The 26,248-nt window shown below is 45.7% G+C and carries 27 protein-coding genes and 1 pseudogene; 14 read left to right on the forward strand and 14 right to left on the reverse strand.

The features are described 5' to 3' along the window. Positions 1–261: 261 nt before the first annotated feature. The 6 genes and pseudogenes from QUB56_RS31635 to QUB56_RS31660 all read right to left on the reverse strand — a co-directional run bounded on the left by QUB56_RS31635 (position 262) and on the right by QUB56_RS31660 (position 3,189). Positions 262–597: a cupin domain-containing protein gene (locus QUB56_RS31635; protein WP_332960305.1), complete on the reverse strand. Its 336-nt coding sequence runs from the start codon at positions 595–597 to the stop codon at positions 262–264. 165 nt (positions 598–762) lie between these two features. Then, positions 763–999 carry a hypothetical protein gene (locus QUB56_RS31640; protein WP_332960306.1) on the reverse strand — a complete coding sequence of 79 codons (237 nt, stop codon included), beginning with the start codon at positions 997–999 and terminating at the stop codon, positions 763–765. 139 nt (positions 1,000–1,138) lie between these two features. Continuing rightward, positions 1,139–1,474: a class I SAM-dependent methyltransferase gene (locus QUB56_RS31645; RefSeq protein ID WP_332960307.1), complete on the reverse strand. Its 336-nt coding sequence runs from the start codon at positions 1,472–1,474 to the stop codon at positions 1,139–1,141. Between the two features lies 1 nt (position 1,475). Next, a pseudogene (locus QUB56_RS31650) lies at positions 1,476–1,712 on the reverse strand (sodium:proton antiporter); the annotation flags it as partial. 19 nt (positions 1,713–1,731) lie between these two features. Then, positions 1,732–2,676, reverse strand: coding sequence for a DUF389 domain-containing protein (locus tag QUB56_RS31655; RefSeq protein ID WP_332960308.1), 945 nt, complete (start codon positions 2,674–2,676; stop codon positions 1,732–1,734). A 237-nt stretch (positions 2,677–2,913) separates the two neighbouring features. Next, positions 2,914–3,189 (reverse strand): hypothetical protein, encoded by a 276-nt coding sequence (locus tag QUB56_RS31660; RefSeq protein WP_332960309.1) that lies wholly within the window; start codon positions 3,187–3,189, stop codon positions 2,914–2,916. Between the two features lie 31 nt (positions 3,190–3,220). Here QUB56_RS31660 and QUB56_RS31665 point away from each other — a divergent pair, with 31 nt between their 5' ends. The 4 genes from QUB56_RS31665 (at position 3,221) to QUB56_RS31680 (ending at position 4,527) form a co-directional block, all read left to right on the forward strand. Beyond that, a complete protein-coding gene (locus QUB56_RS31665) occupies positions 3,221–3,631 on the forward strand; it encodes an MAPEG family protein (RefSeq protein ID WP_332960310.1) in 411 nt (136 codons plus the stop codon). 169 nt (positions 3,632–3,800) lie between these two features. Beyond that, entirely contained in the window at positions 3,801–3,983 is a 183-nt protein-coding gene (locus QUB56_RS31670; protein WP_332960311.1) for a hypothetical protein, read from the forward strand. After that, positions 3,952–4,317, forward strand: coding sequence for a hypothetical protein (locus QUB56_RS31675; RefSeq protein ID WP_332960312.1), 366 nt, complete (start codon positions 3,952–3,954; stop codon positions 4,315–4,317). Before QUB56_RS31670 ends, QUB56_RS31675 begins: the two co-directional genes overlap by 32 nt. 36 nt (positions 4,318–4,353) lie before the next feature. Further along, positions 4,354–4,527: a hypothetical protein gene (locus QUB56_RS31680; RefSeq protein ID WP_332960313.1), complete on the forward strand. Its 174-nt coding sequence runs from the start codon at positions 4,354–4,356 to the stop codon at positions 4,525–4,527. Between the two features lie 138 nt (positions 4,528–4,665). On the opposite strand, the gene murD is transcribed toward QUB56_RS31680, so the two are convergent. From murD to glyS, 4 genes are all read right to left on the reverse strand, one after another. Then, positions 4,666–6,036: a UDP-N-acetylmuramoyl-L-alanine--D-glutamate ligase gene (murD, locus tag QUB56_RS31685; protein ID WP_332960314.1), complete on the reverse strand. Its 1,371-nt coding sequence runs from the start codon at positions 6,034–6,036 to the stop codon at positions 4,666–4,668. 72 nt (positions 6,037–6,108) lie between these two features. Beyond that, on the reverse strand, positions 6,109–6,255 hold the full coding sequence (locus QUB56_RS31690; RefSeq protein ID WP_332960315.1) for a hypothetical protein: 147 nt from the start codon (positions 6,253–6,255) through the stop codon (positions 6,109–6,111). Continuing rightward, the gene (locus tag QUB56_RS31695) at positions 6,246–6,929 is read right to left on the reverse strand and encodes a hypothetical protein (RefSeq protein WP_332960316.1); all 684 of its coding nucleotides are present in this window, start codon (positions 6,927–6,929) and stop codon (positions 6,246–6,248) included. The genes QUB56_RS31690 and QUB56_RS31695 overlap by 10 nt, the downstream gene beginning before the upstream one ends. 109 nt (positions 6,930–7,038) lie before the next feature. Then, positions 7,039–9,222 carry a glycine--tRNA ligase subunit beta gene (gene glyS, locus QUB56_RS31700; RefSeq protein ID WP_332960317.1) on the reverse strand — a complete coding sequence of 728 codons (2,184 nt, stop codon included), beginning with the start codon at positions 9,220–9,222 and terminating at the stop codon, positions 7,039–7,041. A gap of 169 nt (positions 9,223–9,391) precedes the next feature. Here glyS and QUB56_RS31705 point away from each other — a divergent pair, with 169 nt between their 5' ends. Both QUB56_RS31705 and QUB56_RS31710 read left to right on the forward strand, forming a co-directional pair. Then, on the forward strand, positions 9,392–10,573 hold the full coding sequence (locus QUB56_RS31705) for a HetZ-related protein 2 (protein WP_332960318.1): 1,182 nt from the start codon (positions 9,392–9,394) through the stop codon (positions 10,571–10,573). Between the two features lie 606 nt (positions 10,574–11,179). Further along, a complete protein-coding gene (locus QUB56_RS31710) occupies positions 11,180–12,247 on the forward strand; it encodes a GspE/PulE/PilB domain-containing protein (RefSeq protein ID WP_332960319.1) in 1,068 nt (355 codons plus the stop codon). 164 nt (positions 12,248–12,411) lie between these two features. On the opposite strand, the gene QUB56_RS31715 is transcribed toward QUB56_RS31710, so the two are convergent. The 4 genes from QUB56_RS31715 to QUB56_RS31730 form a co-directional block, all read right to left on the reverse strand. Further along, positions 12,412–13,044 (reverse strand): ribonuclease D, encoded by a 633-nt coding sequence (locus tag QUB56_RS31715; protein ID WP_332960320.1) that lies wholly within the window; start codon positions 13,042–13,044, stop codon positions 12,412–12,414. Positions 13,045–13,215: 171 nt separating this feature from the next. Then, on the reverse strand, positions 13,216–13,725 hold the full coding sequence (locus tag QUB56_RS31720; RefSeq protein WP_332960321.1) for a CAP domain-containing protein: 510 nt from the start codon (positions 13,723–13,725) through the stop codon (positions 13,216–13,218). 263 nt (positions 13,726–13,988) lie between these two features. Next, on the reverse strand, positions 13,989–15,227 hold the full coding sequence (gene trpB / locus QUB56_RS31725; protein WP_332960322.1) for a tryptophan synthase subunit beta: 1,239 nt from the start codon (positions 15,225–15,227) through the stop codon (positions 13,989–13,991). Positions 15,228–15,255: 28 nt separating this feature from the next. Continuing rightward, the gene (locus QUB56_RS31730; protein ID WP_332960323.1) at positions 15,256–15,489 is read right to left on the reverse strand and encodes a hypothetical protein; all 234 of its coding nucleotides are present in this window, start codon (positions 15,487–15,489) and stop codon (positions 15,256–15,258) included. Positions 15,490–16,002: 513 nt separating this feature from the next. On the opposite strand from QUB56_RS31730, the gene QUB56_RS31735 reads away from it, so the two are divergent. From QUB56_RS31735 to QUB56_RS31770, 8 genes are all read left to right on the forward strand, one after another. Continuing rightward, positions 16,003–16,662 carry a TIGR00266 family protein gene (locus tag QUB56_RS31735; protein WP_332960324.1) on the forward strand — a complete coding sequence of 220 codons (660 nt, stop codon included), beginning with the start codon at positions 16,003–16,005 and terminating at the stop codon, positions 16,660–16,662. Between the two features lie 36 nt (positions 16,663–16,698). After that, entirely contained in the window at positions 16,699–17,379 is a 681-nt protein-coding gene (locus QUB56_RS31740; protein WP_332960325.1) for a TIGR00266 family protein, read from the forward strand. Between the two features lie 160 nt (positions 17,380–17,539). Further along, a complete protein-coding gene (locus tag QUB56_RS31745) occupies positions 17,540–18,235 on the forward strand; it encodes a TIGR00266 family protein (protein ID WP_332960326.1) in 696 nt (231 codons plus the stop codon). A 68-nt stretch (positions 18,236–18,303) separates the two neighbouring features. Further along, positions 18,304–19,116, forward strand: coding sequence for a M48 family metallopeptidase (locus QUB56_RS31750; protein ID WP_332960327.1), 813 nt, complete (start codon positions 18,304–18,306; stop codon positions 19,114–19,116). Between the two features lie 144 nt (positions 19,117–19,260). Beyond that, the gene (locus tag QUB56_RS31755; RefSeq protein WP_332960328.1) at positions 19,261–19,629 is read left to right on the forward strand and encodes a translation initiation factor; all 369 of its coding nucleotides are present in this window, start codon (positions 19,261–19,263) and stop codon (positions 19,627–19,629) included. 152 nt (positions 19,630–19,781) lie between these two features. Beyond that, the gene (gene recR / locus QUB56_RS31760) at positions 19,782–20,375 is read left to right on the forward strand and encodes a recombination mediator RecR (protein ID WP_332960330.1); all 594 of its coding nucleotides are present in this window, start codon (positions 19,782–19,784) and stop codon (positions 20,373–20,375) included. Positions 20,376–20,690: 315 nt separating this feature from the next. Next, complete coding sequence (locus QUB56_RS31765) at positions 20,691–22,784, forward strand: prolyl oligopeptidase family serine peptidase (protein ID WP_332960331.1); 2,094 nt, start codon at positions 20,691–20,693, stop codon at positions 22,782–22,784. 1,444 nt (positions 22,785–24,228) lie between these two features. Beyond that, positions 24,229–26,248: DUF4347 domain-containing protein (locus QUB56_RS31770; protein ID WP_332960332.1), on the forward strand; the 2,020-nt coding region annotated here is incomplete at its 3' end.

Genomic DNA, 26,248 nt, shown 5'->3' on the forward strand with positions numbered 1-26,248 from the left:
TTTCTTGATAGTTGACCTTCATAAAATATCCCTTATTTTTCTGGCATTGTAGCACTTATTTGGCAAAATGGTATTAGCTATAGACTAAATGTTAAAATCCCAAATCTTGTAGTGGCGGGTTTCACAAACAATATTTGACTGCAACTCACTATCTATATAAACCCGCCCCCCACAACCTGTGAATCGGGGCGGGTTTATGAGATGATTGATTTTAGGCAATTAGGGTTGGTAAAAACCGCCCCTACAGCAATATTGCGGAAATTAATTAGCCTCAGAAAGTGTCAAAATAAATGCCAAATTTTCTTCAGCTTTCAAAGCGTGGAGTGCACGAGCCGGCATGAAGGCAAACACCCCCGGTTCCAAAACAATATCCTTGCCTTCCAAAGTCAAAATACCCTTTCCTTCGATGACATTAAGTGTGGCATTCCGTGCCGAAGTGTGTTCCGAAATTTCCGTTCCTGCGGCCAGACAAAATAAACTGTACTGACAATTATTGTCTTTGACTAAAATTTTGCTCAACACTCCGGCGGCGGGATATTCAATTGTGTCTCGGAGTTGGATTGCTGAAGATTGTAGCGGTAAAAGAGTAGTAGTCATAGTTTTTGACGATCAATTAATTTGGCTTGGGGTCCCCGGATTTATCAGTGGCTTCACTATCTTCAATCGAAAATCGAAAATCGAAAATCGATTAATTTGGTTTGGGCCCCCGGATTTATCAGTGGCTTCACTATCTTCAATCGAAAATCGAAAATCGAAAATCGGTTAAGATTGTTTTTTGGCCGAGATAAGGATGTAACCTAGATCCTGTTGGTAATGCTGGAAAACTCGACGCATTGCTAAGATGCGATCGCGAATTTGCGATCGACTTAATATATTCCACAAAATCGGCACAATACCCACAAACCCTTCATCTTGCAGCATTCGCGGCAAATTGAGGAGCCCCATCGCCCCACTTTGACACTTTTCTACTTGCTTTCCCCGCGTTTTGGTAGACAGCAATCCAGCCAGACTCAGACAAAGGCGTTGAATTGACGCGAATCACTTCTGATAAAGCTTTGTGAATTTCAGATTCTCGGTTTCTAGCTAAAACTTCGTGAGAGAGAAACTTGCCACCTGGTTTTAAACGATCGCAAATTCCCTATACAATTTTAGCTTTCCCTGACGGCGACTGCATTGTCAAGATAGCTTCAGCCAAAACCCAATCAAACTGTTGGGACATCCGATCCAAGTGAAAAATATCTCCTTCCACAATTTCCACTCGATGGCTCAAACCCGCTGCTGCAACATTAGCACGAGCCCGGGCCACACTCTCGGGATTTTCCTCAACTCCCACTACTTTTACACCAAAACGTTCAGCAAGGGCGATCGAACTATATCCAAAACTAGCAGCCAACTCCAAAACAGTCTCCCCAGGCTGAAAATCTGCCCATTCAAATAACTGTTTTGTAGCAAATTTCCCCCCCGGCCTCAACATTCAAAAGAGGCGGCAAAAAAATCAACAGAACCGGTTCGGGCGAGAGCGATACTAATCGCACATCTATAAAAGCCAAACCCAACCCGACAATTACTAAAAGCAGCCTGTAGGGAATTTGGCGCAACCAGCCCCATATTTGCGGCAGCACCGCCACACTTAAGGAAACTAATAGCACTAAGAGAAATTACTTCAGATTGCCCTCGATTGTCACTTCGTGAATTAGAGTTTTTGGGGTCATACAATTAGGGTTAAAATAGCTAAGGTTTCGGTTTCGATCGGGACTTATTCAGGGTAAAGCTCCGCACTTCTTCAACTTGACTGACTTGAAAAATTAGGGTAAATTGTTGACCCATTTCTTTTTCTACAAAGGCTTCTAAAAGCTGCACCTGTTTGGGTGTCAAAGCTTCGCTGCTGCGAACACTCAGACGAACTTCCGGCGGTTTTGTCAACCAGTTAGTATCGCTTTTCATCATTTCCACTCGTTGAAAAGTGATAGTTCGGTTAAGCAACGCCCGCTTCAGGCTGGCTTCGAGTTGCGCTTGCTCGATCAATTCCGCAAAACTCACCCCCAAAGGAATTACAAGTATAGCCGTCAATGCTAGCGCCCAAACGAGGGCTTTACCGGCGCGATGCAGGGGCGTGTAGCCGGCCATTAAAGAGGTTAGCATACAGGAGAGAGTAATCCCCAGCAAATTAGTAAGATACAGGAGGCTTGCTCCCAAACTGAGCGACCAATTAGCTTGAGATAAGCCTAAACCAATAACACAAATTGGCGGCATGAGAGCCACGGCGATCGCAGTTCCCGCCAGAGTAGCAGAAACTTTCGGCTGAACTTTCGCATAGCCGCTGATTCCCCCAGCGGCGATCGCAATTCCTAAGTCTAGTAATGTAGGTTTAGAACGAGCTAGAACCTCGCTCCCAAAGTCGGGAAGTTGTACCAAAACCCCCAAAAAACAAGCTAGAAAAATTGCTAGCACCGTCCCGACTGCTAATGAAATTAAACCTTTGCGGAAGAGGAGAACGTTACCTTCTACCGCTCCAAATGCTAACCCTCGGATTGGCAACATCAGAGGGGCGACGATCATAGCACCGATGATGACGGCCGCACTGTTGCCAAGCAGTCCAAAGGTAGCGATTATACAGGAGCCGAAAATTAAGACAAGATAGTCAATATCTAGGGTTGATTCTTCCAACAAGTCCACTCGTATTTTCTTTAAATGCTGTGGATCAATCCTGCTTCTGGTAAAATATTTAAGACGGTCTCGAATATTGTTGAGCAAAATAATCTCCTTAAGTCAGGGGCTGGTATCCGTCAATCGATTTTAGATTTTAGATTTTAGATTTTAGATTTTAGATTTTAGATTTTAGATTTTAGATTTTAGATTTTAGATTTTAAATTTACTCGACTGATTTTAGATTTTAGATTTTAGATTTTAAATTTACTCGACTGATTTTAGATTTACTCCACTGATGAATCTGGGAGCTTGAACAAAAGTCTGAAATTTGGGGCTGCTCACCAGAGGAGTCGCGGGTTTGTATCCGTCGGCGGGTGCGAGGAAAAGAATCAAAATCCCAGCCAGCAAGTTTTCGAGGATGTCCCGGAATCCGAAAGCAATTGTCGCACCACTAATACCCAGCAGTTGAATCACATTCCCTGCCTCGAATGACAGGAGGGCCATGAATAACGCGATCGGCAATAATTGATTTATAATCAAGATATCTACTCCAACCCAATAATACCGAATCATGCTCGCAGAAGCAAACGCGACACTTTGGCCTAGTCTAATTACTGTTTCAGCATTAATTCTCTACTTCGTTGTTACCATCAACGTCGGCAGAGCTAGATTCAAACACAAAGTTTCTCCCCCGCAGATGACAGGAAACCCAGACTTTGAGCGAGTGTTGCGAGTTCAGCAAAATACCTTAGAGCAAATGATTCTATTTTTGCCCTCGCTGTGGCTGTTCTCGCAATTTATCAGCCCAATTTGGGGCGCCGCTATCGGCGCAGTTTGGATAATTGGACGCATTTTGTTTGCTTGGGGTTACTATCAAGCTGCCGAAAAAAGAGCGGCAGGATTTGGCATTAGTACCTTAGCTACTTTAGCTTTGCTTGGTGGTTCCTTAACTGGGATAATTATGTCGCTGCTGAAGGTTTGAGCGTAGCTTCCGATCGACCTAATTGTTTTTCTACTTCCGGGCTCGGCCTGGTAACGCATATCCGGAGACTCAGGCTCCAATTTTCCTGCTGAAAAAGCGAGGCAGAGCATCTGGATAGCGGTTCCCAGGCAGAGCCCGGGAACCAGTTAAATAAATGTTAGGAGTCAATATGTCAGAAACCAACAAACCCGTATTTGAAATTAACCCGAAACTTTTTCAGCAGCTTGTCGAGTGGCAAGAAAAACTTGAACGAGAAGATGAATTAGCAAGCGAGTCAGAAAACGAGAAACTAACTGAGGTAATAACTCCTCCCGACAGTTATGAACAGCATTCTCAAACAGATAATTTCTAGCTGGTGGCTAGCAGCATCTTTTGGATTTCCGGCTGCTGTCTCGGCTCAATCGCTGACAACTAGCCAAATTCAGCAGCAACTCAATAGCGGTTTGTTTCGTTCTAACTCTCAAGATTTCTTTCAGCAAGGCTATCGCCAACTGGAAAGGGAAATCGCAATTTTGTTGCAAAAATATGTCACTTCCCAAGACCCGATTCTGGAGATTGATGAAAATTTGCTTTCTCAGATTTGCAGCAAAAAAATTAAAATATCCTCGTCGCATTCTGATACAATAAGTTCCGATCAGATTGATAGTTTTAATGCACAACTCCAAGATATTTGTAGAAAAAATTAAAATCTAACTGAGGTAAAAATTAAAACTTTACTGTTGATGGATAAAGAAGCAATGACCAAATTGAAACTAGCAATGCTGTCAGCGGAAACTGCGGCTCAATTGGCTGCAATAATTATTGATTACACTCATGAGGAAATCATGCTAGTTTTTTCTGAGCTAGAAGGGGAACAGCAGGCTAGAATTAAGACTGTTTGGAAGACTGTTGGTTAAAGTAGATTGGCTCAAATTAGAGGTTTTAATTTTTAACCGCAGATGTAAGCCGATAGACGCAGATGCACGCAGATTGAATTTGGTTAGTGTTCGCTGTGTAGAACAATCTTAATTTGTACACAGCGAACAATGATATATCTAAACTAGGGATTCGAGGCATAGTTGGCGGAAATGATCGCCGCGTTGCTCGAAGTTTTGGTATTGATCGAAGCTTGCACAGGCTGGGGAAAGCAGCACTACTTTAGCATGATTTTTTTGGGCTAGTTCTGCTGCTCGCGGGATTGCTCGTTCCATGGTTCCGACAGTTTCCCAAGCTTTGTAATTTGCTTGTTCTAGCCGATCGCTAAAAAGACTCGCTGCATCTCCAATTAGCAACACCGCAGCAGCTTTTGCTTTTATTGTATCAATCCATGCGCGATCGTCCCCTTCTTTGGCGTCGCCGCCGGCAATTAAAATCGCCGGTGCGCTCACTGAAGCTAACCCGACTTGGGCGGCGTCATAATTAGTAGCTTTGCTGTCGTTGATGAAATCTATGCCTTCCCATGTGCAGATGTGTTCGAGGCGGTGCGAAACTCCGGGGAATTTAGCGATGGCCCGGGCGATCGCACTTTTATCTATCCCCGCCAAATTAGCCGCTGCCACCGCCATTAACAAATTCTGCAAATTGTGTTCTCCCACCATCCGCAAAGACTCAGCCGGCAAAATTTTCTCGCTTTGAGCTATTACCCAACCGTTTTCGATGTACGCTCCAAAAGTGCGTGAAGCGTAGCTATCCCGTAGGGAATCGCCCAACAGTTCTTTTTCACCTTTGACACTCGTCCAGCACGCATCCGGCCAAATGTCAAGTCCTTGCTGTCGCAAATAAGGATCGTCGCCGTTGATTACTTGCAATTCGGATTTTTTCAGCAAATGCGCTTTAATGTTGTAGTAATTTTCTAAAGTTTTGTGGCGGCTGAGATGATCGGGCGTCAAAGTCGTCAAAACTCCGATGCGCGGCGCTACAAACGGCGAGGATTCTATTTGATAGCTGCTAATTTCTGCGATTACCCAATCCGGCTGTTTTTCGGCTAAAGCTAATTCACACGCAGCATAGCCTATATTGCCGCAAGCGGGAGCGTAAAGCCCGGCTTCTTTAAAAATAGCAGCAATTAAAGCAGTAGTAGTAGTTTTGCCGTTAGTGCCAGTAATTCCCACCCAAGGAGATTTGAGGTAACGCCACGCGAGAGCCATTTCTCCTATTGTTTCAATGCCTAACTCTCTGGCGCGCACTAATGCTGGACTGTCCCAGGGAACGCCCGGACTTACTACTATTAATTCTATAGATTCGACTGGTTCCAAAGATTGACCTAACTCAACTTTAATTCCTTCGCTAATGAGTTGCTGTTGCTGTTCGAGCAAATTTGGGGAAGATGAGCGATCGCTCAGCGTTACTTCCCATCCTTCGCGTTTTAGCAGTCTTGCGGCGGCAATTCCTGATTTTCCTAGTCCAATGATATGAGCTATCGGCATAAGTTGTGTGTGTGATGGAGCGAATTTTCTTGGTTTTATAAGTTTATATCTTAACCTTGCATGGGTTTTTGGCTATTGGCCATTTTGCTTATTTTTTAATAGAGCGATCGCCCGCGATATTTTTAGGGAAACAGCACTGCTGTCTCCTGATTCGTAGGGAAACGACACTGCCGTCTCCTGACTATTTTCCAGAAAGCCAGCTATATGATTTAATTCCAAAACTCCCCCTTCTCGCTCAAATATCTGCTTGTCCACTTCCGGACTTTAGCTTTTTGCTCGTCAGTTAGCTTGTTCCACGCATCAGAGAGAATTGGTCGGGGGTATTGCTGAAAAATGTAAATTGCTGAGTCGTAGTTAGTTGCTGTTTCCAGTTCCCTGGCGGCTGCTTCCACTGGATGTATCTCGTCGCAGTACCCCCCCTGTTCGAGGATAGCAGTACGACTCTTAAGATCTTTTATTTCATCTTCTAATTTGCCAATATCTCTAGAGAGCAATCTGGTTAGTCTTAACCAGTTGTCTATGATACTCACCAGACTAAATACTGCCAAACACCACAACCAGCCTGCTGCTTTAGATGGCAAAGCTATTGTTAAGCATAGCGACAACCATAACACCAACCCAGATAACCCTATATTTCTTTGTAATCCACATCTTGTTACCCCCTTCCAACCTCTTGGTGGCAATAGCATTGCTACTATAAATATTAAACAAGTATAAAATAAAATTCCTGTCCCGAAGGCTTTCCATATTAAAAACAGAAATACCACACTAATTGTTGTTAAAATCCACCACCATCTTGATAGCAGATACAATATGACATAAATAACTGGCCCTATCCAGAAACTGGCCTTTGACATTTGCGCCCATTTACGAATCTGTTGTTTCTCCTTCATTGTTCATATTTTCCCTGGGAAAGAGCGAGGCAGAGCCTCTGGATATCGGTTCCCAGGCACAGCCTGGAAACCAGTTAAATTCTTCAATCTAAAATCCAAAATCCAAAATCTAAAATCGATTGACGATCGCCCCAAAGTCAGCCAACACCCGCGCGTGATTCCGCAGCAAACCCAGTAAATTCAACCGATTTTGCTTAATTTCCGGGTCAGAGTCCATCACTAAAACGCTTTCTGGTCCGTCGAAAAAGTTGCTGACAGTCGGAGCAATCTCTGTCAAACTATCTACCAATTGCTGGTAATTGCGAGTTTGTTTAGATAGCTGCGTTTGCGGCACTAACTGCACTACTGCATCGTAAAAAGCTTGTTCCGATGACTTTTGAAATAACTCGGGTTTCACTGCCGTTTTCGGTTCCAGTTCTATTTTATCCAAATTACCTTGAGCCGCCAAACGAGTTGAACGGTTGACTGTTTCGTAAATCAGATCCAAAGTCTGGTTGTTGCGGATTTGTTGCAGAAAAAGCGCTCTTTCCAGTGCGTCTAACAAATCTCTCAATGCTCGTTCAGTATATTCTGGGTCGTTTTCTCCCAAAACTGCATTTACCAAATCATAATCTACATTCTTTTCTTCTTGCAATAAAGTCCGAATTCTTTGCAGAAAAAACTCATACAGCTGCTCGAGCAACTCCCCTGGTGTTTCCGGTCGCGCTGCGCTAAATTCGGCAACTACTTCTGCTAGCAACTGGTGCAAGTTGACTGGCAACTGAGCAGCCCAAATAATGTTAGTTATTGCATTGGCTGCGCGACGCAAAGCGAAGGGATCGGATGAACCTGTCGGCAACATTCCCAAGCCGAAGATGCTGACTAATGTATCTAATTTGTCTGCTATTCCGACAATTTGACCTGTGAGAGTTTGCGGCAACTTGTCGCCCGCGCCTCGGGGCAAATAATGTTCAAAAATTGCTGTGGCTACTGCTTCGGATTCGCCGCTTGCTAAGGCGTATTTCTGCCCCATGATTCCTTGCATTTCGGGAAGTTCGTAAACCATTTGGGTTACGAGGTCGGCTTTGCAAAGTAAGGCGGCTCTCGCTACATCAGCTTGCTCTTGCTCTGTAATTTGCAGTTGATTGACTATTAAACTGGCAATCTTGCAGAGGCGATCGACCTTGGCGCGCACTGTCCCCAAATCTTCCTGGAAAGTAACTGTTTCCAACTTGGGCAAATAATCCTCTAGAGGCTTTGCCAAGTCTGCTTTGTAGAAAAACTGACCGTCTGCCAATCTCGCCCGCACTACTCGCTCGTTACCAGCGGCAATAATCGCCGCTTTAGCCGGGTCTCCGTTGGAAATTGTAATGAAATATGGCAGCAGTTCTGGAAAATCCGGGCTTTTGAGGATGGGAAAATACCGCTGGTTTGTAACAATAATTGTGGTGATTACTTCCGGCGGCAATATCAAAAAATCTTCGTCAAATTTGCCGACAACTGCGTTCGGCCATTCTACTAAGTCGGTGACTTCTTCTAACAATTCTTCGGTAATGTCGGCGTAACCGCCTTGTTTTGTTGCTGCTGCTTCTACTTGTGCTTTAATTTTAGTTTGGCGCTGCGATCGATCGACCTCCACGCAAGCAGCCCGCAGACACTCGACATAATCCTCGGCTTGCGGAATCGAGACTCCCCCCGTCCCCCCGTTGCCAAGGGGGGGTGTAGGGGAAGTATGTAACACCCGGTGTCCTTGGGAAATTCGATCGCTCTTGACCGTATCCGAACCGCTCACCAATGTAATTGGCAGTACAGTATCATCCAACAGTGCCACCATCCATCGAATCGGGCGCGGAAACTTCAAATCTCCGTCGGCCCACCGCATAAATCTTTTGCCTTCTAACTTGTTAATCCACTGCGGCACAAGTTCTGCCAAAATATCCGCTGTCTTCCGCCCCGGAATCTTTTTGAGCACAAAAACAAAATCGCCTTTATCGGTAGCGCGAACTTCCAAAGCCTCAATTTCTACGCCCTGCTTTTTGGCAAAACCTTCCGCTGCTTTCGTCGGTTTGCCATCTTTAAAAGCCGAACTTGCCGGCGGCCCTTTTACCTCTTCTTCTCTATCTAATTGCTGAACAGGCAGTCCTTTCACCAGAACTGCCAAACGCCTCGGAGTAGCGTATACATTAATTGAGTCATTTGTCAAGGATTGTTCTGCCAGAGTTGCAGGTACAAGTCGCTGCCACTGCTCGGCGCTGCTTCTGACAAAAGATGCGGGCAATTCTTCCGTACCGAGTTCTAATAAAAAGTTAGTCATATAACAGTGTTAGGTGTTTGTGTCAATAGGCAAGTAATCTGCCCGTTTAATCATGAAAAAACTTACCGATCGGCAGTGAAAAAAAAACCAGCAATTGCGATCGCGATCGCCCACTCACAGAATTATTTTACCGACGCGCAAGTCCTAATTAGATCCAAAAAAGACTCAAATGATCAGCATACCACGTAAAATCGGGGGTGAAAGACAAATAGCTCAACAGCTCATGACCTTGGCGGAAAGACTGGCACAAGATTGGAAGTCACGACTTGAACAAGATTGCCCGGAGGAGAGTTCTAGCACTCGCGAGAGTGTTGTCCGCTGGCTGTTGGGAGACAGGCCAGAAAGATTTGACACTCTTGCTCCGGCTCAACTAACCGTCGCCTCCGGCGCGATCGACTTTTTATATCGAATTTTGATTTCTCGGTATCTGGGAGTACCGCCAGAAAAAGCTTACCGCAACTTGATCGGGCGGCTCGGCGGTTTGGTGGTGCTCCGGCAAAAAATCCAAGCGTGGGTTTCCCTGAGTCGCGACAGACAGCGGAGTGCGGTGGAGGTACTACAAGAAGTGATTCAGGAAATGCTCAATTCCGATCGCTACCTGCAGCAGCAAGTCGCTTGGATTGCCGAATGCACCTGTGACAGACGCCTGCGAAATGCTTTGCTGCTAGCAAGCACAGAAGAATACTGCTTGCGGCCGATCCGCAACCAGCCGCTGCTGGTGTACCGTTTTGTCAACTACCTGCGGCGTGCCCAGCGGGGCGGGTTGACGCAAGTGCCTGCGGGAGACTGGGTGCGGCTGGTGTCGGAACAGGTTCTACCCGACGATACAGACGAACCGCTCAGCCTGTTAGACGAACAGGCCATGTCCGAGTATCGCGAAAATCAAGCTTGGGAAGAGCAGCAAACTCAGCGGCAGATTGTCCAACAAGAATTTGAGAATTACTTGGCCGCACAAGTCGATCCGCTGGCTTCGCGGTGGCTGCAGCTTTACCTCCAAGGTCGTTCCCAAGAGGCAATTGCCGAGGAGTTGAAGGTGCCAATCAAGCAAATTTACCGCTTGCGAGAAAAAGTCAGTTACCACGCGATTCGGGTTTTTGCGGTCAAACAAGCACCGGAATTGGTCGCTAGCTGGCTGGAAACTTCGATCGCAGAACACAGTTTGGGCTTGACTCCGGCTCAGTGGCAGCAATATTTACAAGACCTCACGCCGGTGCAGCGGCAGTTGCTCGAATCGCTGAAAGCAGGGAAAAGTGTAGAGACCATCGCATCTGAATTAAAGCTGAAAACCAATCAAGTCATCGGCGAGTGGAGCAAACTCTATTTAGCAGCTCAATCGCTCCGCAACAAGTAGATTGGTAATGGGTGGCGGGCAATTGCTAATTGTTAATTGGCGGTAGCATTTTTTAGAATCCGCGCTACAAATCAATTCCCCAACAGCCACAGATTACCCAGAGTTTCCCCCTGGAAAACCGCGCGATGCCCATTGTATCAAATCAGGTTAGATCGATGGCGATATCGCAGCGCGATCGAAGATGATGGCGAGCGAAAACGATCGCAGTCAACTGTCTGGGCTAAGATACTAGCAGTACGATCGACTTTTTAGGATTCTTTAACCACTCCTAAATTTAGCGGTTGCCCGTAAATCTCGGTTGGGGTGCATCTATAATACTTGCGCATTAAAGACATAATTCTGTCGTTGCCAGCCACGGAAATCAATCTCGTGCGATCGATGATAGTTGGTCTAGACTGCGCCAGTCATCATGTAGTTCTCAATCTTTTGGTATAATTTGACGCTGCAATACAGAAGGGAGAAAATTCAGGAACTAAGGATTTTTTATTTAATAAAAGCTTCCGGTTGTGAGACCAATTCCTTCCTGCTGGAAAGTTGCAGCGTTAAATTTTATCGCATCAGGTTGGTGGGTGGCGCTCGATCGCGCTTCCAACTACAGAGCAGCTAATGGTACATACATATTCAGCAGACACGGCAGCTACCATGGACTCCGATCGAATATTTCAACTAATCGACACAGTTGTCCCCTTTGAAGCTTGCCTTTACTATCAAGTTTTGCCTTTATCTCTAGAAGGTAATCAGTTTAAACTGGGCGTAGTCGATGCCCAAGATGACTCGGCCTTGGACTACGTGCAGCGGATTTTAGCTTACATGAATTGCTCAGTCACAACAGAGCCAATTGCCTCGGAAATTCAGCGCTCGATCCTCTCAGCTTACTTGCTCCACGGGAGCCAGCTTAAAGATCCCAGCCACACAGAAACCGCAGCAGCCCCAACACCCACAAATCCCGCACTACCAACTTCACCCCCCAAAGCAGAAACGCTGCTGTCTGGGCCCGAACCCTCGATGCCCGCTCGTGACCGGTTTAAACCTGCCGGCGCTGAGGTTTCCCCGACGCCGACACAGCTATCGGTTTTGAATGTCGAGGCCTTGCACTTGTCAAGCCCAGTCGAAGTTTTGGCAACTTTGCCCGCGCCGCAACTGCTGCAAGAATTGCTCGCTAGAGTGCTGCTAGACGGTATAGGCCGCTTGTTTTTTGAGCGGAACCAATCCCAAGGCCGCATTCTGTGGAGTCAAGACGGCGTTTTGAAATCGGTGCTCGAAGGTATCGATATCGTCCTCTTCCAAGAGGTCATCGACGAGTTGAAGCGGCTGACGGATATGCCTGTTTGCCCGGTGGAACAGCCCAAACAAGTCGAAGTAGAACGCATATATCAAGAAACTCATTTGCTGTTGCGCTTGCGGATAATGGCGGTGGACGGCAAAGAAGAAGCTACGCTGCAAGTTTTGCGGGGAGCAGCTTTGAGGTTTTACCAGCAGCAGCAGTTGTCTAATTTGAGTCGGGACGCGCTGCGACTGGCCGAAGAATTGCAGCGGAAAGTGAATGAAATTCGCGATCGAACTCGGCTTTCTCCTGTGCCTTTAGAGGGGTTGCCCGCTTTGGAAAAAGTGATTAGAAATCTTGACGACCAAATTGAAGCCTTGATTCACGAACACAATCCCGAGCCGCCCTAATTAGGAATAGATGACTGTTTTCGCGATCGGACTCGCTTACCTCTCAAACCGGGTTTCTTCCTATATTTCTTCTTTATTTATTCGTCCGCCTATGCGGACGAAAGTTTTTGTAGTAGCGATTTCAATCGCCTAGTCCGATCGAGATGTTTTTCACTGCAAGAGTCTCAACCGTGCTCGAAAACATCATTGTACTGCAATAAATCCAAACTCACAAAAACTGGCAAACACTGAAAACATTGCTGTGCAATTTCCCAGCGTTCTTCTCGCTGCAACATCCCAGTCAACTTTTGTTTAGCGCTCAGCAAATAGCGGACATCGTTCGCAGCATAATTTAGTTGATCGTCCGAAAGATTATTCGCATTTCCCCAGTCGGAACTTTGAGAAGTTTTATTTAATTCTACCTTTTCCAGTTCGAGAATTAACTCTTTCAATCCGTGTCTGTTGGTATAAGTTCTAGCAAGTTTGCTAGCTAGTTTTGTGCAGAAAACTGGTGCAATGTCAATACTTAAATTGTAACGCATTGTTGCCATATCAAAGCGCGCAAAATGAAAGACTTTCTCAATATTTTCGGCTTCCATTAACTTCTTTAAATTCGGTGCTGCTGTCTGGCCTTTGGCAATCCGCACCACTGCAACTTTACCTTCGGGATTGCACAACTGCACCAAGCACAGCCGATCGCGCCACGGCATCAAACCCATTGTTTCCGTATCAACCGCGATCGCCTCTGCTGTCAAATAATAAGATAAGAGAGAATCGGGAAGATCGCGATCGCACACTTGAAAATCTGGAAATTTCATTATTAGTAATTGTTGACTGTTGACTGTTGACTGTTGACTGTTGGCTGTTGACTGTTGACTACCCTCTTCTCTCTTCCCTCTTCCGTCTTCCTTCTGACTTCAGCATCTACCTCACACTTGATAATTTATCCGTGTATCCGTGTCCGAATTCGTGTCGTGGCTTCCTTCAGCTTACCTGCTACGAACAAAAAGCTGAGTAAAATAATACTCGCCTTTGGCATTTTTAGCAATTCCAATTCCAGTTAAATTAAACTGACCCTCCATATTCTTGCGGTGGCCCTCACTTTTAATCCAACCTTCAACAGCCTTGCGTACCGGGTCGCTGTAGCCCATATTGTAAGCAACATTTTCAGCTACACTTTGATAAGGAATAGTAATTGCTTTCGCCCGCCCTTCAAATCCATCGTGGCTGAAGCGTACTTTACCACTAGCCATATTTTCGCTGTGAATTCTTGCGATCTGAGAAATTTGCGGATCGACTCTCAGCGGCGGCAACTTTTTAGATGCTCGGTATTGATTTATCTGTTGGTTAACCGCTTTTTCTAAGTCAGTAATAGCACTCGAAGCAACATTAGTATTCATAGAAGTTTCCGGTCGCGATCGCTCAAGACTGACCGCGCCACACTTTGGCAGCATGATTGTCAACAATCCCACGCACGTCAAAATTAAACCTTTGGACATGAAATCAAACAAAAAATAAAGTTAATTGTTACCATTAGTGTCAACTTAATGCCAAAAGTAATACGAGTATACCGTCTGACTATCCGCCTCGAATCCCCCGCCTCCGGAGGACGAAAGAGCGCTTCGGGTCCCCCCTTATTAAGGGGGGCTAGGGGGGATCTAGACTTCGATACAAACGACAGAGACAAAGGATTTTAGTCTTAAGTTGACACCAATTAATTGTTACTAATTCCTACAGAGCGATCGCCCCACATTCCGCCCAACTAGATATTCAGAACCTTCGCCACAGTGTTCACATCTTTGTCGCCTCGTCCCGAACAGTTAAGCACAATGCGCGGATTGCCTGTTAGCCCAGGGCATAGAGTCTCTAAATAGGCGATCGCGTGAGCAGTTTCCAAAGCCGGAATAATCCCCTCCAACTGCGAAAGCCGCTTAAATGCTTCCAGCGCTTCTGCATCAGTTACGCTATAATATTCAGCCCGACCCGCATCCTTCAAATAACTGTGTTCCGGTCCCACGCCCGGATAATCCAAACCCGCACTAATCGAATGCGGCTCAATCACTTGACCTTCATTATCTTGCAGCAAATAACTCATCGCCCCGTGCAGAACACCCACACTTCCTTTAGTCAAAGTAGCAGCGTGTTTCTGGGTATCCACACCTTCGCCCGCCGCTTCAATACCAATCAATCTGACAGTTTCTTCCCCGACAAACTCGTGAAAAAGACCCATTGCATTAGAACCGCCGCCGACGCAAGCTAATAAAATATCCGGCAAACCACCCCACTTTTCTTGACACTGAGCGCGGGTTTCTTGACCGATTATCGCATGGAAATCGCGCACCATCATCGGGTAAGGATGCGGGCCCGCTACCGAACCGAGAATGTAATGAGTTGTCTCCACGTTTGTCACCCAGTCGCGAATCGCTTCCGAAGTCGCATCTTTCAGCGTTCCCGTACCCGCCGCCACCGGCCGCACTTCGGCACCCATCAGCCGCATTCTAAACACATTTAAAGCCTGTCTTTCCATGTCGTGAACGCCCATGTAGACAATGCATTCTATACCGAAACGAGCGCAAACTGTAGCGGTAGCAACACCGTGTTGACCGGCACCAGTTTCAGCAATTACCCGCTTTTTGCCCATGCGTTTTGCCAGCAATGCTTGAGCTAAAGCGTTGTTAATTTTGTGAGCTCCGGTGTGGTTTAAATCTTCGCGTTTGAGGTAAATTTGCGGGCCAGTTCCGTCTGCTTTAGCGTAGTGCTCGGTGAGGCGTTCGGCAAAATACAAAGGGCTGGGGCGGCCGACATAATCTTTGAGTAATTGTTGGAGTTGCTGTTGAAATTCCGGTTCGCTGCTGTATTTGTGGAAAGCGGCTTCTAGTTCAAATAAAGCCGGCATCAGGGTTTCGGGGACGTATTTGCCGCCGAATTTGCCGAATCTGCCGAGGGAGTCGGGGCGTTGAATGCTGGTTTCGGTGGTGAGATGCAGGGGGGTGACAGTCATTGGATTTTAGTTTTTAGATTTTAGATTTTTAGATTCGCCGGTAAGCTAGAGGCGGGCGTGTCGATCGCACGCTTAGTCGATCGTACCAAATTGCTTGGGGACTTGAGGCGATCGAACAAATTTGATTTTGACCTCCTCCCCAACCGTACCGCAGGATCCCTAAACCTCGCCCGGAAAGGTTCACTTTACAGACTAGACGTATTGAAAAAGTCTTTTCCATCAAACAAAACAAATTTTCGGACGTAGCGCCGATCTGATGCATAATTATTTTTCAAATTAAAGTCTACTGACTTAGGGCCATGCCACCATAATATTGTTAATTGCCTTGAGATTTCGGTCATCGTTAACCATGCTTATAACATTCTCACTAGCGCAGAGCGAACGGCAGATTATCGACTCTACGACCAGATTTTCCACCTTTTTAATTTTAATACTTATAGCAAACTTATAATTTTAGCACAATGATTGCAGTAAACTCATCTCCTCATACTTGTGCTATATGTTACATTTATTGAAGAACGTAACAGCTTGCTCGTTCAATCGTAGTAAAATAGAAGCATAGACCTACAATTTTACTCTCTCCTCTCGGTCTACTGATAAAACTCAATAACCTCAACCCCAAAACCATCTCCATAGAGGGCGACGGGTAATAAAATTTTTATTGTTCGCAGTGTTCTCTCTGGGCGCTCCTTCCAGCAAATTATAGGTTAAATTGAGCAACCATTAACAGATTTCACTTGTTGCAGTTATTGTTACAAAAAAGGAAACCAAACTCGTGGATATCGACATTCGTTATAAACCTTCCTTTGCCACAATTTTTCTTACCCTCGAACCTGGAGAAAGCATTATTGCTGAGTCAGGAGCGATGATAGCAATGGATGCAGCACTCACCATGAAAACAGAATTTAATGGAGGTTTTTTGTCAGGTGTATTGAAAAAGTTTTTTGGCGGTGAATCGCTGTTCGTCAATCGATTTACAAATCTAACACGGCAGTCTCTCCAAGTCGTTCTTTCTCAATCGGCAATCGGAGATATTGCCGAAGTTCAAGTCTACGAAAATAACCTGTGCTTTCAACCCGGTGCTTATATTGCCAGTACCCCCGATATCAAATTAGGCGTGCGCTGGGCTGGATTGGCAAGTTGGTTTTCGGGAGAAGGCTTATTTAAATTGCAAGCCAGCGGACAGGGAACGGTATTTTTTGGCGCCTATGGTGGTTTGACTCGCCAGAAAATTAATGGTGACTTTATTGTCGATACAGGGCATTTAGTAGCTTACGAGTCGGGAATAAAAATGTCGGTAAAAATGGCAGGCGGATTATTAGGTTCGATCACATCCGGGGAAGGGTTTGTGAATAAAGTCACGGGCAAGGGAACAATTTATTTGCAATCCAGAAGTATCGATGGTTTAGTTCAATTTTTGTCGAGTAAAGTTTGAGTTGCGAGCGAATATACCCATTACCTACTACCGAATATGAAAATTGAACTTTTACAGCAACCCGACAGCACGATCGCCCGTGTTACCCTAAATACAGGTGAAGAAATCGTTGCCGAGGCAGGTGCAATGGTGGCCATGAGTGGCTATCTACAAGCAAGTACGACATTGCGCCAAGGCAAAGGTGGCGGTATTCTCGGCGGACTCAAACGAATGGTTGGTGGAGAGTCGCTATTTTTAAGTGTATTTCGCTCGCCCACACCGGAAAATACACTATTTTTAGCGCCCAAAATGTTGGGCGATATGCTGCACTATAAAATGGGCGCAAGTGGCTTAGTAGTACAATCAGGTTCTTATTTAGCTAGCACATCAGATGTCAATATTGACTTGGGTTTTCAAGGCTTCAAATCACTGTTTTCTGGAGAAAGTATCTTCTGGCTGGATATGGGCGGTCGTGGAGACGTACTATTGAGTTCCTTCGGCGCAATTTACGAAGTTCCTGTCAAAGGAGAATACATTGTTGATACAGGTCATATTGTCGCCTTTGAGAAAACTTTAAAGTTTGAAATTACCAAACCTCCCGGAAGTAGTTGGTTGAGTGCATTTCTCGGCGGAGAAGGTTTAGTTTGTCGCTTTAAAGGCAACGGCCGCCTGTTCTGTCAAACCCACAATGCCCTAGCATTCGGTCAAGCCGTCGGCAGTCGTTTACCTCCGAGGTAGCAAGAGAGGAAGACGAAGAGAATGGAACAAAAAGGAGACGGATAAAGTTCTTATTACCTATTCTCTGTTTATTGTCAACTCTCAACTCTCAACCATCAACTGCCAACTCCCAACTCTCAACCATCAACTGCCAACTGCCACCTATCAACTATCAACTTATATGCCTAGCAATATCTCATATACAATCGAGCATTCTCCATCATATGCCCAACTAAAACTCAAAATTCCTGCCAACAAAACGGTGTTGGTAGAAGCTTCGGGCATGGCAGCGATGGATAGTCACATCACCCTCAAATCAAAAGTCAAAGGAGGTTTAATGAAAGGCCTCACGCGAATGTTAACGGGTGAGTCTTTGTTTATCAGCGAATTTACGGCACCCGAACGTTCTGGAACACTTTACATTTCCCCTGGACTTCCCGGCGATATTCAACATTATCACCTCAAGGGAAATAGCTTGATGCTGCAATCTTCTGCGTTTGTGGCATCGAGTTCTACTGTAGACCTTGATAGTAAATTTCAGGGTTTAAAAGGTTTCTTTGGTGGCGAATCTCTGTTTTTTCTGAAAGCAACTGGAGAAGGCGATATCTGGTTTAATTCCTATGGCGCCATCCTGGAAATTCCAGTCAATGGAAGTTATATCGTGGATACCGGTTATATTGTCGCCTTTGAGGATACGCTGAAGTATAATGTTGAAGTTATGGGGGGGCTATCCTGGACAAACTTGAGGACGGGAATTTTAGGTGGAGAAGGCTTAGTTTGTCGTTTCAGTGGAGAGGGTAAACTGTGGATACAGTCTCGCAACCTGTTTCCTCTGATTAATTTTTTAAATCCCTTCCGACCGACAAAGAACAATTAGTTCGGTGCTTTTATATACCTTGTAGCAGGCGTTAAATTATCACAACGCATTCTACCATCATACAATAATTGAAAAACCTGATGAGCGATCGCAATCCACCCACAAGTAACAGACAACTGCTAACCCTATTAGGGATTTTTTTAGCATTAGTCTGTTTATTGCTTTGGGGAAGCATCAAACTGGTAGATGGGCTGATTTTATTAATTCCCCCCGAACTCGAACAGCGTTTGGGGGCGTTAGTTATCCCAGCTTACGAACGTCTTGCGAGCTCTTCTCCCGCACAAGATACCCTCAATCAACTCCTGAATCGCCTGGAAACTAAATTACCTAAACAAAAAAATATCGATCGCAATTATCGCCTACTTTACATTCCCGATGATACTGTAAACGCCCTAGCCTTACCTGGAGATACAATTATTATTTATCGGGGTTTAATACAGCAATTGGAATCGGAAAACGAGTTGATGATGATCTTAGGTCATGAGTTGGGTCATTTCGCCCATCGCGATCATTTGCGGGGAATTGGGCGGGGATTGGCGCTACAATTTGTGGTAGGGGTGTTCGCAGGCGATGGAGGTGGGTTGCTGAATGTTGGCGCTGCGATCGCTTCCAATTTAAGCAAAGCCCAATTTTCTCGCAATCAGGAAGCCCAAGCCGATGAATTTGGCTTACAACTCCTGGTTTCTCATTACGGACACGCAGCAGGCGCAACAGACTTTTTCCAGCGATTAGCGCGACAATCTCGTTTAGATATTGCTTTGTTATCGACTCATCCGGCACCAGGCGATCGCAGTTTAACGTTAACACAAACGATCGCCCAACGTCGCTATCCGATTCAAGAGCGATCGCCTTTACCCGCAACACTCAAAAGCGATCGATAATAATAAGACACTTAATAATTCCCTGAACCCTTGATGGGCTAATACAATAGGTATAATATCAGAGTCTAAACGAGCGATCGCAACCTTACACCCAATCCGCTAAAACTAGAAATACCCGTAAAAAAAATTCAGGCATTTTAACCTATGGCAGCCTCCAAACGTAAAGATTCTGACAACAAAACAACTGACGGCAAACGAGTAGTTTACTCCGAGTTTGGCAATGTTGACAACTCGGCAGCCCTCCAGCGGGGAGTTGCCGAAGTTCCTCCCAATCAACAAAACCTCAAAATCGAAGCATCCCGCAAAGGACGCGGCGGCAAAACAGTTACAGTCATCAGCGGCTTTCAGGAAAAACCCGAAACATTAGCAACTCTAGCCAAACAGCTAAAAGCTCAATGCGGTACTGGCGGCACAGTCAAAGATAATGAAATCGAAATTCAAGGCGAACACAAGCAAAAGCTGCTAGAAATTATCACAAAGTTAGGCTACAAAGCTAAAATTAGTGGAGGGTAAATTAGTCAATATTCCTCAGTGTATGGGCGGGACAGGTTTATGATATACTTAGTTTTAAACATAGATGGTTGGTAAAACCCGCCCCTACATCGCGCCAATTATATAGTCGCGAATCAACCAGAAATGATCTTACCAATTACCGCCAATTTTTAATGTACACTCGACCTTTAGCTCGTTTAATCGAACAATTGCAGCGCTTGCCCGGAATCGGTCCAAAAACAGCCCAGCGTCTAGCTTTACATATTTTGAAGCGACCGGAAGAAGACGTGCAAGCTCTAGCTAAATCTTTGATAGATGCCAAACAGCAAGTAGGTTTCTGTCAAGTATGCTTTCACTTATCTGCTGACCCTGTTTGCGAAATTTGCCGCAATACTAACCGCGACAGTCATACCATTTGTGTAGTGTCAGATTCCCGCGACGTAATCGCTTTAGAAAAAACCCGGGAATATATGGGCAAATATCACGTTGTTGGCGGCGTTATCTCGCCGATGGATGGAATTGGTCCGGAACAATTGAACATTCAACCGTTAGTCCGGCGCGTCAACCACGACAAGATTAAGGAAGTAATTATTGCTATTAGTCCCAGCGTGGAAGGCGAAACTACTACTCTTTATATCGGCCACTTATTAAAACCTTTTACTCTGGTGACGCGCATAGCTTTTGGTTTGCCGATGGGGGGAGATTTGGAATATGCTGATGAGGTTACATTGGCTCGCGCTTTGGAAGGAAGGAGAGAGTTGGATTAGTTGAAAATGGGTGATGGCTGATTGGAAAGTAAGAGAATTGAACCGCGAAGACGCTAAGGACACGAAGGAAGAGGAGAGAGGTGGGAGAGTTCACAATTGATGCGACGATATTTTTATCCTCAGCTTTTGCGATTGCTTCGCTGAGGCTGGCAATGAGAAATTTGTAAGATATAAAACCCGCGTCGGCGGGTTTTGTCTGTGTAGCGACAGGTTGAAACCTGTCGGGTATTTGGTATTTGCTGTTGGGTGTGGTTGTTCTCTGTCGTCACTGCCGCGAAAGGCTAAACTGGAAAAAGTTACCGCAAGTAAAAAATCATGGCCCAGTTCGATCGACCTTTAAGCTACCCCACAACCCGCAAAATCGACCAAACAGACGACTACCACGGCGTCAAAGTATCCGACCCCTACAGGTGGCTAGAAGACCCCGACTCAGAGGAAACCCAAGCTTGGGTGGAAGCCCAAAATCAAGTTACCTTTGGCTATCTCCGCGAAATTCCGGCGCGGGAAAAAATCAAACAGCGCCTGACTCAACTTTGGGATTACGAGAAATACGGCATACCTTTCAAACAAGGCGATCGCTATTTTTACTACAAGAATGACGGTCTGCAAAATCAATCCGTACTCTACACCTTAACATCCCTCGACGGCGAACCCAAAGTATTAATTGACCCCAATACTCTCTCAGAAGACGGAACCGTTGCTCTCGGTGGCGTAGCTATCAGCGAAGACGGTAAATATATGGCCTACGGTTTGTCAGCTTCCGGGTCCGACTGGCAGGAATGGAAAGTCCGTGATGTGGCAACAGGCGAAGATTTATCAGACCATTTAAAGTGGATTAAATTTTCAGGAGCATCCTGGACTCACGACGGTAAAGGCTTTTTTTACAGCCGATACGATGAACCCAACGAAAAAAGCAAGCACGAAGACGTTAATTATTACCAAAAACTGTTTTACCACAAAATCGGCACGCCGCAATCTGAAGACGTATTAATCTATGAGCGACCAGACCAGAAAGAGTGGGGATTTAGCGGCGGCGTTACCGAAGATGGCCGTTACTTAATTATCTCTGTTTGGCAGGGAACGGAAACCAAAAACTTGATTTTCTACAAGGATTTGACGGCACCGGAATCAACCGTTGTAGAACTAATTAACGAATTTGAGGCTGAGTACAGTTTCATTGACAATGATGGCTCTCTTTTCTGGCTTCAAACAGACTTGAATGCACCGTTGGGCCGCGTAATTGCGATCGACACCAACAACCCACCTCCCTCATGCCTCGCTGGTGATGGAAGTCAAGGGAAATTCACAGAAATTATCCCTGAAGCAGCCGAAACCCTCGGAGGCATTGGCCTCCTGAACAATCAATTTGTCGCTTCTTACCTGAAAGACGCCTACACCCAGATTAAAATCTTCAACTTAGACGGCTCTTTCGTGCGACAAGTTGCCTTGCCAGGAATCGGTTCGGCGGGAGGATTCGGCGGCAAGCGGCACGACACTGAAACTTTTTATGCTTACACGAGTTTCACTGCACCCAACATCATCTACCACTACAATATGGTGACAGATGAAAGTACAATTTATCGGCAACCAAAAGTTGATTTTAATCCGGAGGATTACGAGACAAAACAAGTATTTTACCCGAGCAAAGACGGTACGCAAGTACCCATGTTTATCACGCACAAGAAAGGCTTGCAGTTAGATGGCAACAACCCCACCTACCTTTACGGCTACGGCGGTTTTGGCATCTCGCTAACTCCGAGTTTTTCGGTTAGCAGGATCGTGTGGTTGGAGATGGGCGGAGTTTACGCAACAGCCTGTTTGCGGGGAGGTGGCGAGTACGGCGAATCATGGCACCAAGCAGGCACAAAGTTGAATAAGCAAAAAGTGTTTGATGACTTTATCAGCGCCGCTGAATGGTTGATCGAAAACAAGTACACCAAACCAGCAAAATTGGCGATCGCAGGTGGCAGCAACGGCGGTTTATTAGTGGGAGCTTGCATGACTCAGCGGCCGGAATTGTTCGGTGCAGCACTGCCGGCAGTTGGCGTTATGGATATGTTGCGCTTCCACAAATTTACTATTGGTTGGGCCTGGACTTCTGAATACGGTTCGCCGGAAAATCCCGAAGAATTTTCCACAATTCACGGCTATTCTCCCCTGCACAACCTCAAACCGGGAATTGCTTATCCGGCGACAATGATTACAACTGCCGATCATGACGATCGAGTAGTTCCGGCCCACAGTTTTAAATTTGCTTCCGCTTTGCAAGAAATGCACGCCGGAGAAAAACCGGTGTTAATTCGGATCGAAACCAAAGCGGGACACGGTGCCGGCAAACCCACTGCGAAAATCATTGAAGAATTGGCAGATGAATGGGCTTTTTTAGTGCGGGAACTCGATATTAACTAATGTTGAAAAAGCGCCCAATTGCGGGTGGCGCAGTCCGATAAACTGCGATCGCCCCACCCTCAATTTTTGGGCCTATCCCCTAGGGTGTCCATCCGAAACATAGCTATGTGAGCACAGCAGCTATGTTTCGGATGCGCGCTGCACAAAGCACCTATCCCGTAGCGCCTAAGCAAGAGGGAAGAGAGTAGTCAACCGTCAACCGTCAACCGTCAACAATACTGTAGGGTTTGAAAGAAAATTTTGTGCAAATATCGCGTTCAATTCTCAAATCCTGCGCTCGCTTCGCTGCCTTTGGCTGCCAACACCCAATAGGTGAAATCATAGATTACTGCAACTTGTCAACTCCTAGCTCGTGTTAACTTGCCTTACGCTATGTTAAATTTTGTAGGTTTTATTGTCGTTCTGAGATTTTTTTGATAAGGGTTTACGATAAGTAAACTTGGCAGCGATGCCAATGAGTAACAGTATTAAATAGAATCTCAAATTAAAAATTTTCCACTTCTCGGAAACCAATTTTTTAAGTTGACTGACGGTGAAGATTCAACAAAAAATCATACCTACAACCGTACTGAAAACCTTGGCGTGACTGGAATCACTGCCTTTTTTTTGACCAAGGCGTAGGTAACGGGCGATCGAATTCTCCATGTTCTGGCATAGCCTCTTCTCAAATAAAAAGAATTAACTGGCGCAGTCAAAGCCCGAAAATGCTTGCGTAGGAATTGCGGTGATTTGTCGCCCTAGGAACCCGCGATCGCCCGCAGCAGTCCCCGTCCAATTCTTTCCTAAAATCTCAACAATAAAAATATGTAAGTATAAATTTAAATTTATACTTACACTTTTTTGAATATTTATATTTTGCTGTTTATGGAATATCCTGAAGGTGGGTATGTTAAAACGAATAACTCAATCAAGGAATAGTCAACCACCCTGGTCTAAAGACACCCTCGCTTCTAGCCTAAGACTTAAACCACAGTTGACCAGATGTGTACCTGCGTACCACGTTAACGGTAAGAGTTAAAGACCCACCAGGGAATGCGAAGCTAGTTCCTTGAATCGCGAAATTTACGATTAAGCAGAGTTATTGGGTGAAATTAGTGTCCTAAATCGAGTACCGGGCGTTAACTAAAGCGCAAGCTAACATCACACCTTTGATAGAGGCGAGAAAGAGCAAAACTGTTGTGCGATAGCGGGTTGCACAATTTGAGATGGTAATTGTCCCACCGCTCGTACACTACATGCATGACACCGAATCTAGCAATCTCGGTGTAATGGAAAGATTCACTCGCTTATTGAAATCCCCGCGTCGTTTCCCACGAGCGCGTCTTTAGACAGCTCGCAACCCACTTACCGAATTTTTTTGATGAAAACGATCTTGCATCTACCAAAATTTTCAGGCGTAAAAGCATCTAAATCTACGATTATGGCCACTAACAACAACTTTTTTTTGGAAAAAACAACCTCTACAGCAGAACCAGAAGCGCAAAAATCTCTAGTGGTTGTTGACACCCGAGTAGAAAATTACGAGCAATTAATCGGTGGTGTTAAAGCAGGAACGGAAGTATTTGTACTCGATCCAACCAGGGAGGCGATCGAGCAAATTACGGAAATTTTGGATCGGCGCAACAGTATCACCAGCCTGCACATAGTTTCTCACGGCCGAGAAGCAGCATTAGAAATCGGCCGGGCAGAACTGAACATTGATAATCTAGAAACCTACAGCAGCCAATTGCAGCAGTGGGGAAAATCCCTTAGCGAATCCGCCAGCATTCTACTTTACGGCTGTAACGTAGCCGCCGGCGAATCCGGGATGAAATTCCTACAAAAAATCAGGAAATTCACTGGCGCAAATATTGCCGCTTCCAACAACCGAACTGGTAATGCAGCCTTAGGAGGCGACTGGGAATTAGAAATTTCCACAGGACAAATAAATACCGAAATAGCCTTTGAAAAAGAAGTCCTAGAAGGCTATACATCAGTCCTGTCTACTTTAGTAAATGAAAACTTTAAAGATCCAACAGTAGTCGGGCCTTGGATATATGGAGTTGGCAACACCCTTACAGCTAACCCAGGCTTAACCGCAGGTTCAACACCCAACCCCAACGGCGTTATTCCCATTTTAGGGATTGGCGATCCACCCGGAGGAGGTACTTTAAGATTAACATCAAACGCCTTTAACCAAGCAGCTTTTGTAATCTACAACAACCCCATCTCTGCCACTGAGGGTCTGAGAGTTACCTTTGATTACTATGCGTATAACAGAGGTACGATCCCTGATGTGAATGGTTCCCTCGAGGGTGCAGATGGTACTAGTTTTTTCCTGATTGACGGAACAGCTACGCCAACAAAAGCGGGAGGGTTTGGCGGCTCTCTCGGCTATGCTCAGAATACGAGTCCTCCGGCGCCCACGATACCCGGTATTGTAGGAGGTTATTTAGGTATAGGATTAGACGAGTTTGGCAATTATTCTAGCTCGGTTGCTGGTCAAAAACGGGGTGGATTCAGTAGCAGGCAACAAGATACACTAGCACTTAGAGGCAGCGAAAGCACAACTTATAATTTTTTAACGAACACTTCCATTGCCATTGGCATAGATAAGCCATTGGAAACCAATCGCCTTCCTGCTAAAAGAAGGGTTCAAATTACATTAACCTCGACGACTTCAGCAACACCTAACCGTCTGTCAGTTGCCTTCGACTTGAACAGCAACAATACCTTTGAGGCGGGCGAAACACTGCTCGACATACCCAATGTGGCAAGCATAAACGGAGCAGTGCCACCTACTTTTAAATTTGGCTTTGCTGCTTCGACAGGGGGAAATTCAAACATTCACGAAGTTAACAATGTCCTCGTGGAAAGTATAGAGACGCCTTCACTCGTAGCCGACGTTTCCATTGTTAAAAAAGGCCCGCTGGTTGCCACAGCCAACAGCACGATTACCTACACTATTATTTCCACTAATAACGGGCCCAGCAGCGCCCAAAGCGTCCTGATTCAAGATCCGCTCCCTCCAGCCTTAAATTTCGTCAGCGCTGACAACGGCGGTACTTTCAATCCCGCAACGAGAACGGTCACCTGGCCAGCTATTCCTACTCTGGCTAACGGTGAGAGCGTCACCCGCACCATCACCGCCACAGTTCCGGCAACACTCAGCCCAGGCACAGCCTTAACTAACACTGCATTTAGCAGCTCCAGCACTTTCGACCCCAATCTAGATAACAACAATAGTTCGCAACCCGTCTCTCAAGTCTCAACTACAATTGTTGCTGCTAGTGCCGACCTCGTTACCACCAAAATCGGGCCCGCCACAGCTAATGCAGGCTCAACAGTTACTTACACGATTTCGACGCAAAACATCGGGCCAAGCACAGCGACGCAGGTCACAATTACTGACAGCATCGTTCCGGGCTTAACATCGGTAGTCGTCTCCAACGGCGGCACGTACAATGCAACAACTGGCATTGTCA

Origin of the sequence: Microcoleus sp. AR_TQ3_B6 (genome assembly GCF_036702785.1) — a bacterium.
GTDB lineage: Bacteria > Cyanobacteriota > Cyanobacteriia > Cyanobacteriales > Microcoleaceae > Microcoleus.

Bases quoted from the DNA above. Each gene is read 5' to 3' on its own strand.
- QUB56_RS31695 (WP_332960316.1), bottom strand. From the start codon at position 6,929: ATGAAGGAGAAACAACAGATTCGTAAATGGGCGCAAATGTCAAAGGCC.
- QUB56_RS31740 (WP_332960325.1), top strand. From the start codon at position 16,699: ATGAAAATTGAACTTTTACAGCAACCCGACAGCACGATCGCCCGTGTT.
- QUB56_RS31710 (WP_332960319.1), top strand. From the start codon at position 11,180: ATGGTACATACATATTCAGCAGACACGGCAGCTACCATGGACTCCGAT.
- trpB (WP_332960322.1), bottom strand. From the start codon at position 15,227: ATGACTGTCACCCCCCTGCATCTCACCACCGAAACCAGCATTCAACGC.
- QUB56_RS31665 (WP_332960310.1), top strand. From the start codon at position 3,221: ATGCTCGCAGAAGCAAACGCGACACTTTGGCCTAGTCTAATTACTGTT.
- QUB56_RS31705 (WP_332960318.1), top strand. From the start codon at position 9,392: ATGATCAGCATACCACGTAAAATCGGGGGTGAAAGACAAATAGCTCAA.
- QUB56_RS31730 (WP_332960323.1), bottom strand. From the start codon at position 15,489: ATGCATCAGATCGGCGCTACGTCCGAAAATTTGTTTTGTTTGATGGAA.
- QUB56_RS31715 (WP_332960320.1), bottom strand. From the start codon at position 13,044: ATGAAATTTCCAGATTTTCAAGTGTGCGATCGCGATCTTCCCGATTCT.
- QUB56_RS31755 (WP_332960328.1), top strand. From the start codon at position 19,261: ATGGCAGCCTCCAAACGTAAAGATTCTGACAACAAAACAACTGACGGC.
- recR (WP_332960330.1), top strand. From the start codon at position 19,782: ATGTACACTCGACCTTTAGCTCGTTTAATCGAACAATTGCAGCGCTTG.
- glyS (WP_332960317.1), bottom strand. From the start codon at position 9,222: ATGACTAACTTTTTATTAGAACTCGGTACGGAAGAATTGCCCGCATCT.
- QUB56_RS31675 (WP_332960312.1), top strand. From the start codon at position 3,952: ATGAACAGCATTCTCAAACAGATAATTTCTAGCTGGTGGCTAGCAGCA.
- QUB56_RS31720 (WP_332960321.1), bottom strand. From the start codon at position 13,725: ATGTCCAAAGGTTTAATTTTGACGTGCGTGGGATTGTTGACAATCATG.
- QUB56_RS31765 (WP_332960331.1), top strand. From the start codon at position 20,691: ATGGCCCAGTTCGATCGACCTTTAAGCTACCCCACAACCCGCAAAATC.
- QUB56_RS31645 (WP_332960307.1), bottom strand. From the start codon at position 1,474: ATGTTGAGGCCGGGGGGGAAATTTGCTACAAAACAGTTATTTGAATGG.
- QUB56_RS31635 (WP_332960305.1), bottom strand. From the start codon at position 597: ATGACTACTACTCTTTTACCGCTACAATCTTCAGCAATCCAACTCCGA.
- QUB56_RS31745 (WP_332960326.1), top strand. From the start codon at position 17,540: ATGCCTAGCAATATCTCATATACAATCGAGCATTCTCCATCATATGCC.
- QUB56_RS31680 (WP_332960313.1), top strand. From the start codon at position 4,354: ATGGATAAAGAAGCAATGACCAAATTGAAACTAGCAATGCTGTCAGCG.
- QUB56_RS31670 (WP_332960311.1), top strand. From the start codon at position 3,801: ATGTCAGAAACCAACAAACCCGTATTTGAAATTAACCCGAAACTTTTT.
- murD (WP_332960314.1), bottom strand. From the start codon at position 6,036: ATGCCGATAGCTCATATCATTGGACTAGGAAAATCAGGAATTGCCGCC.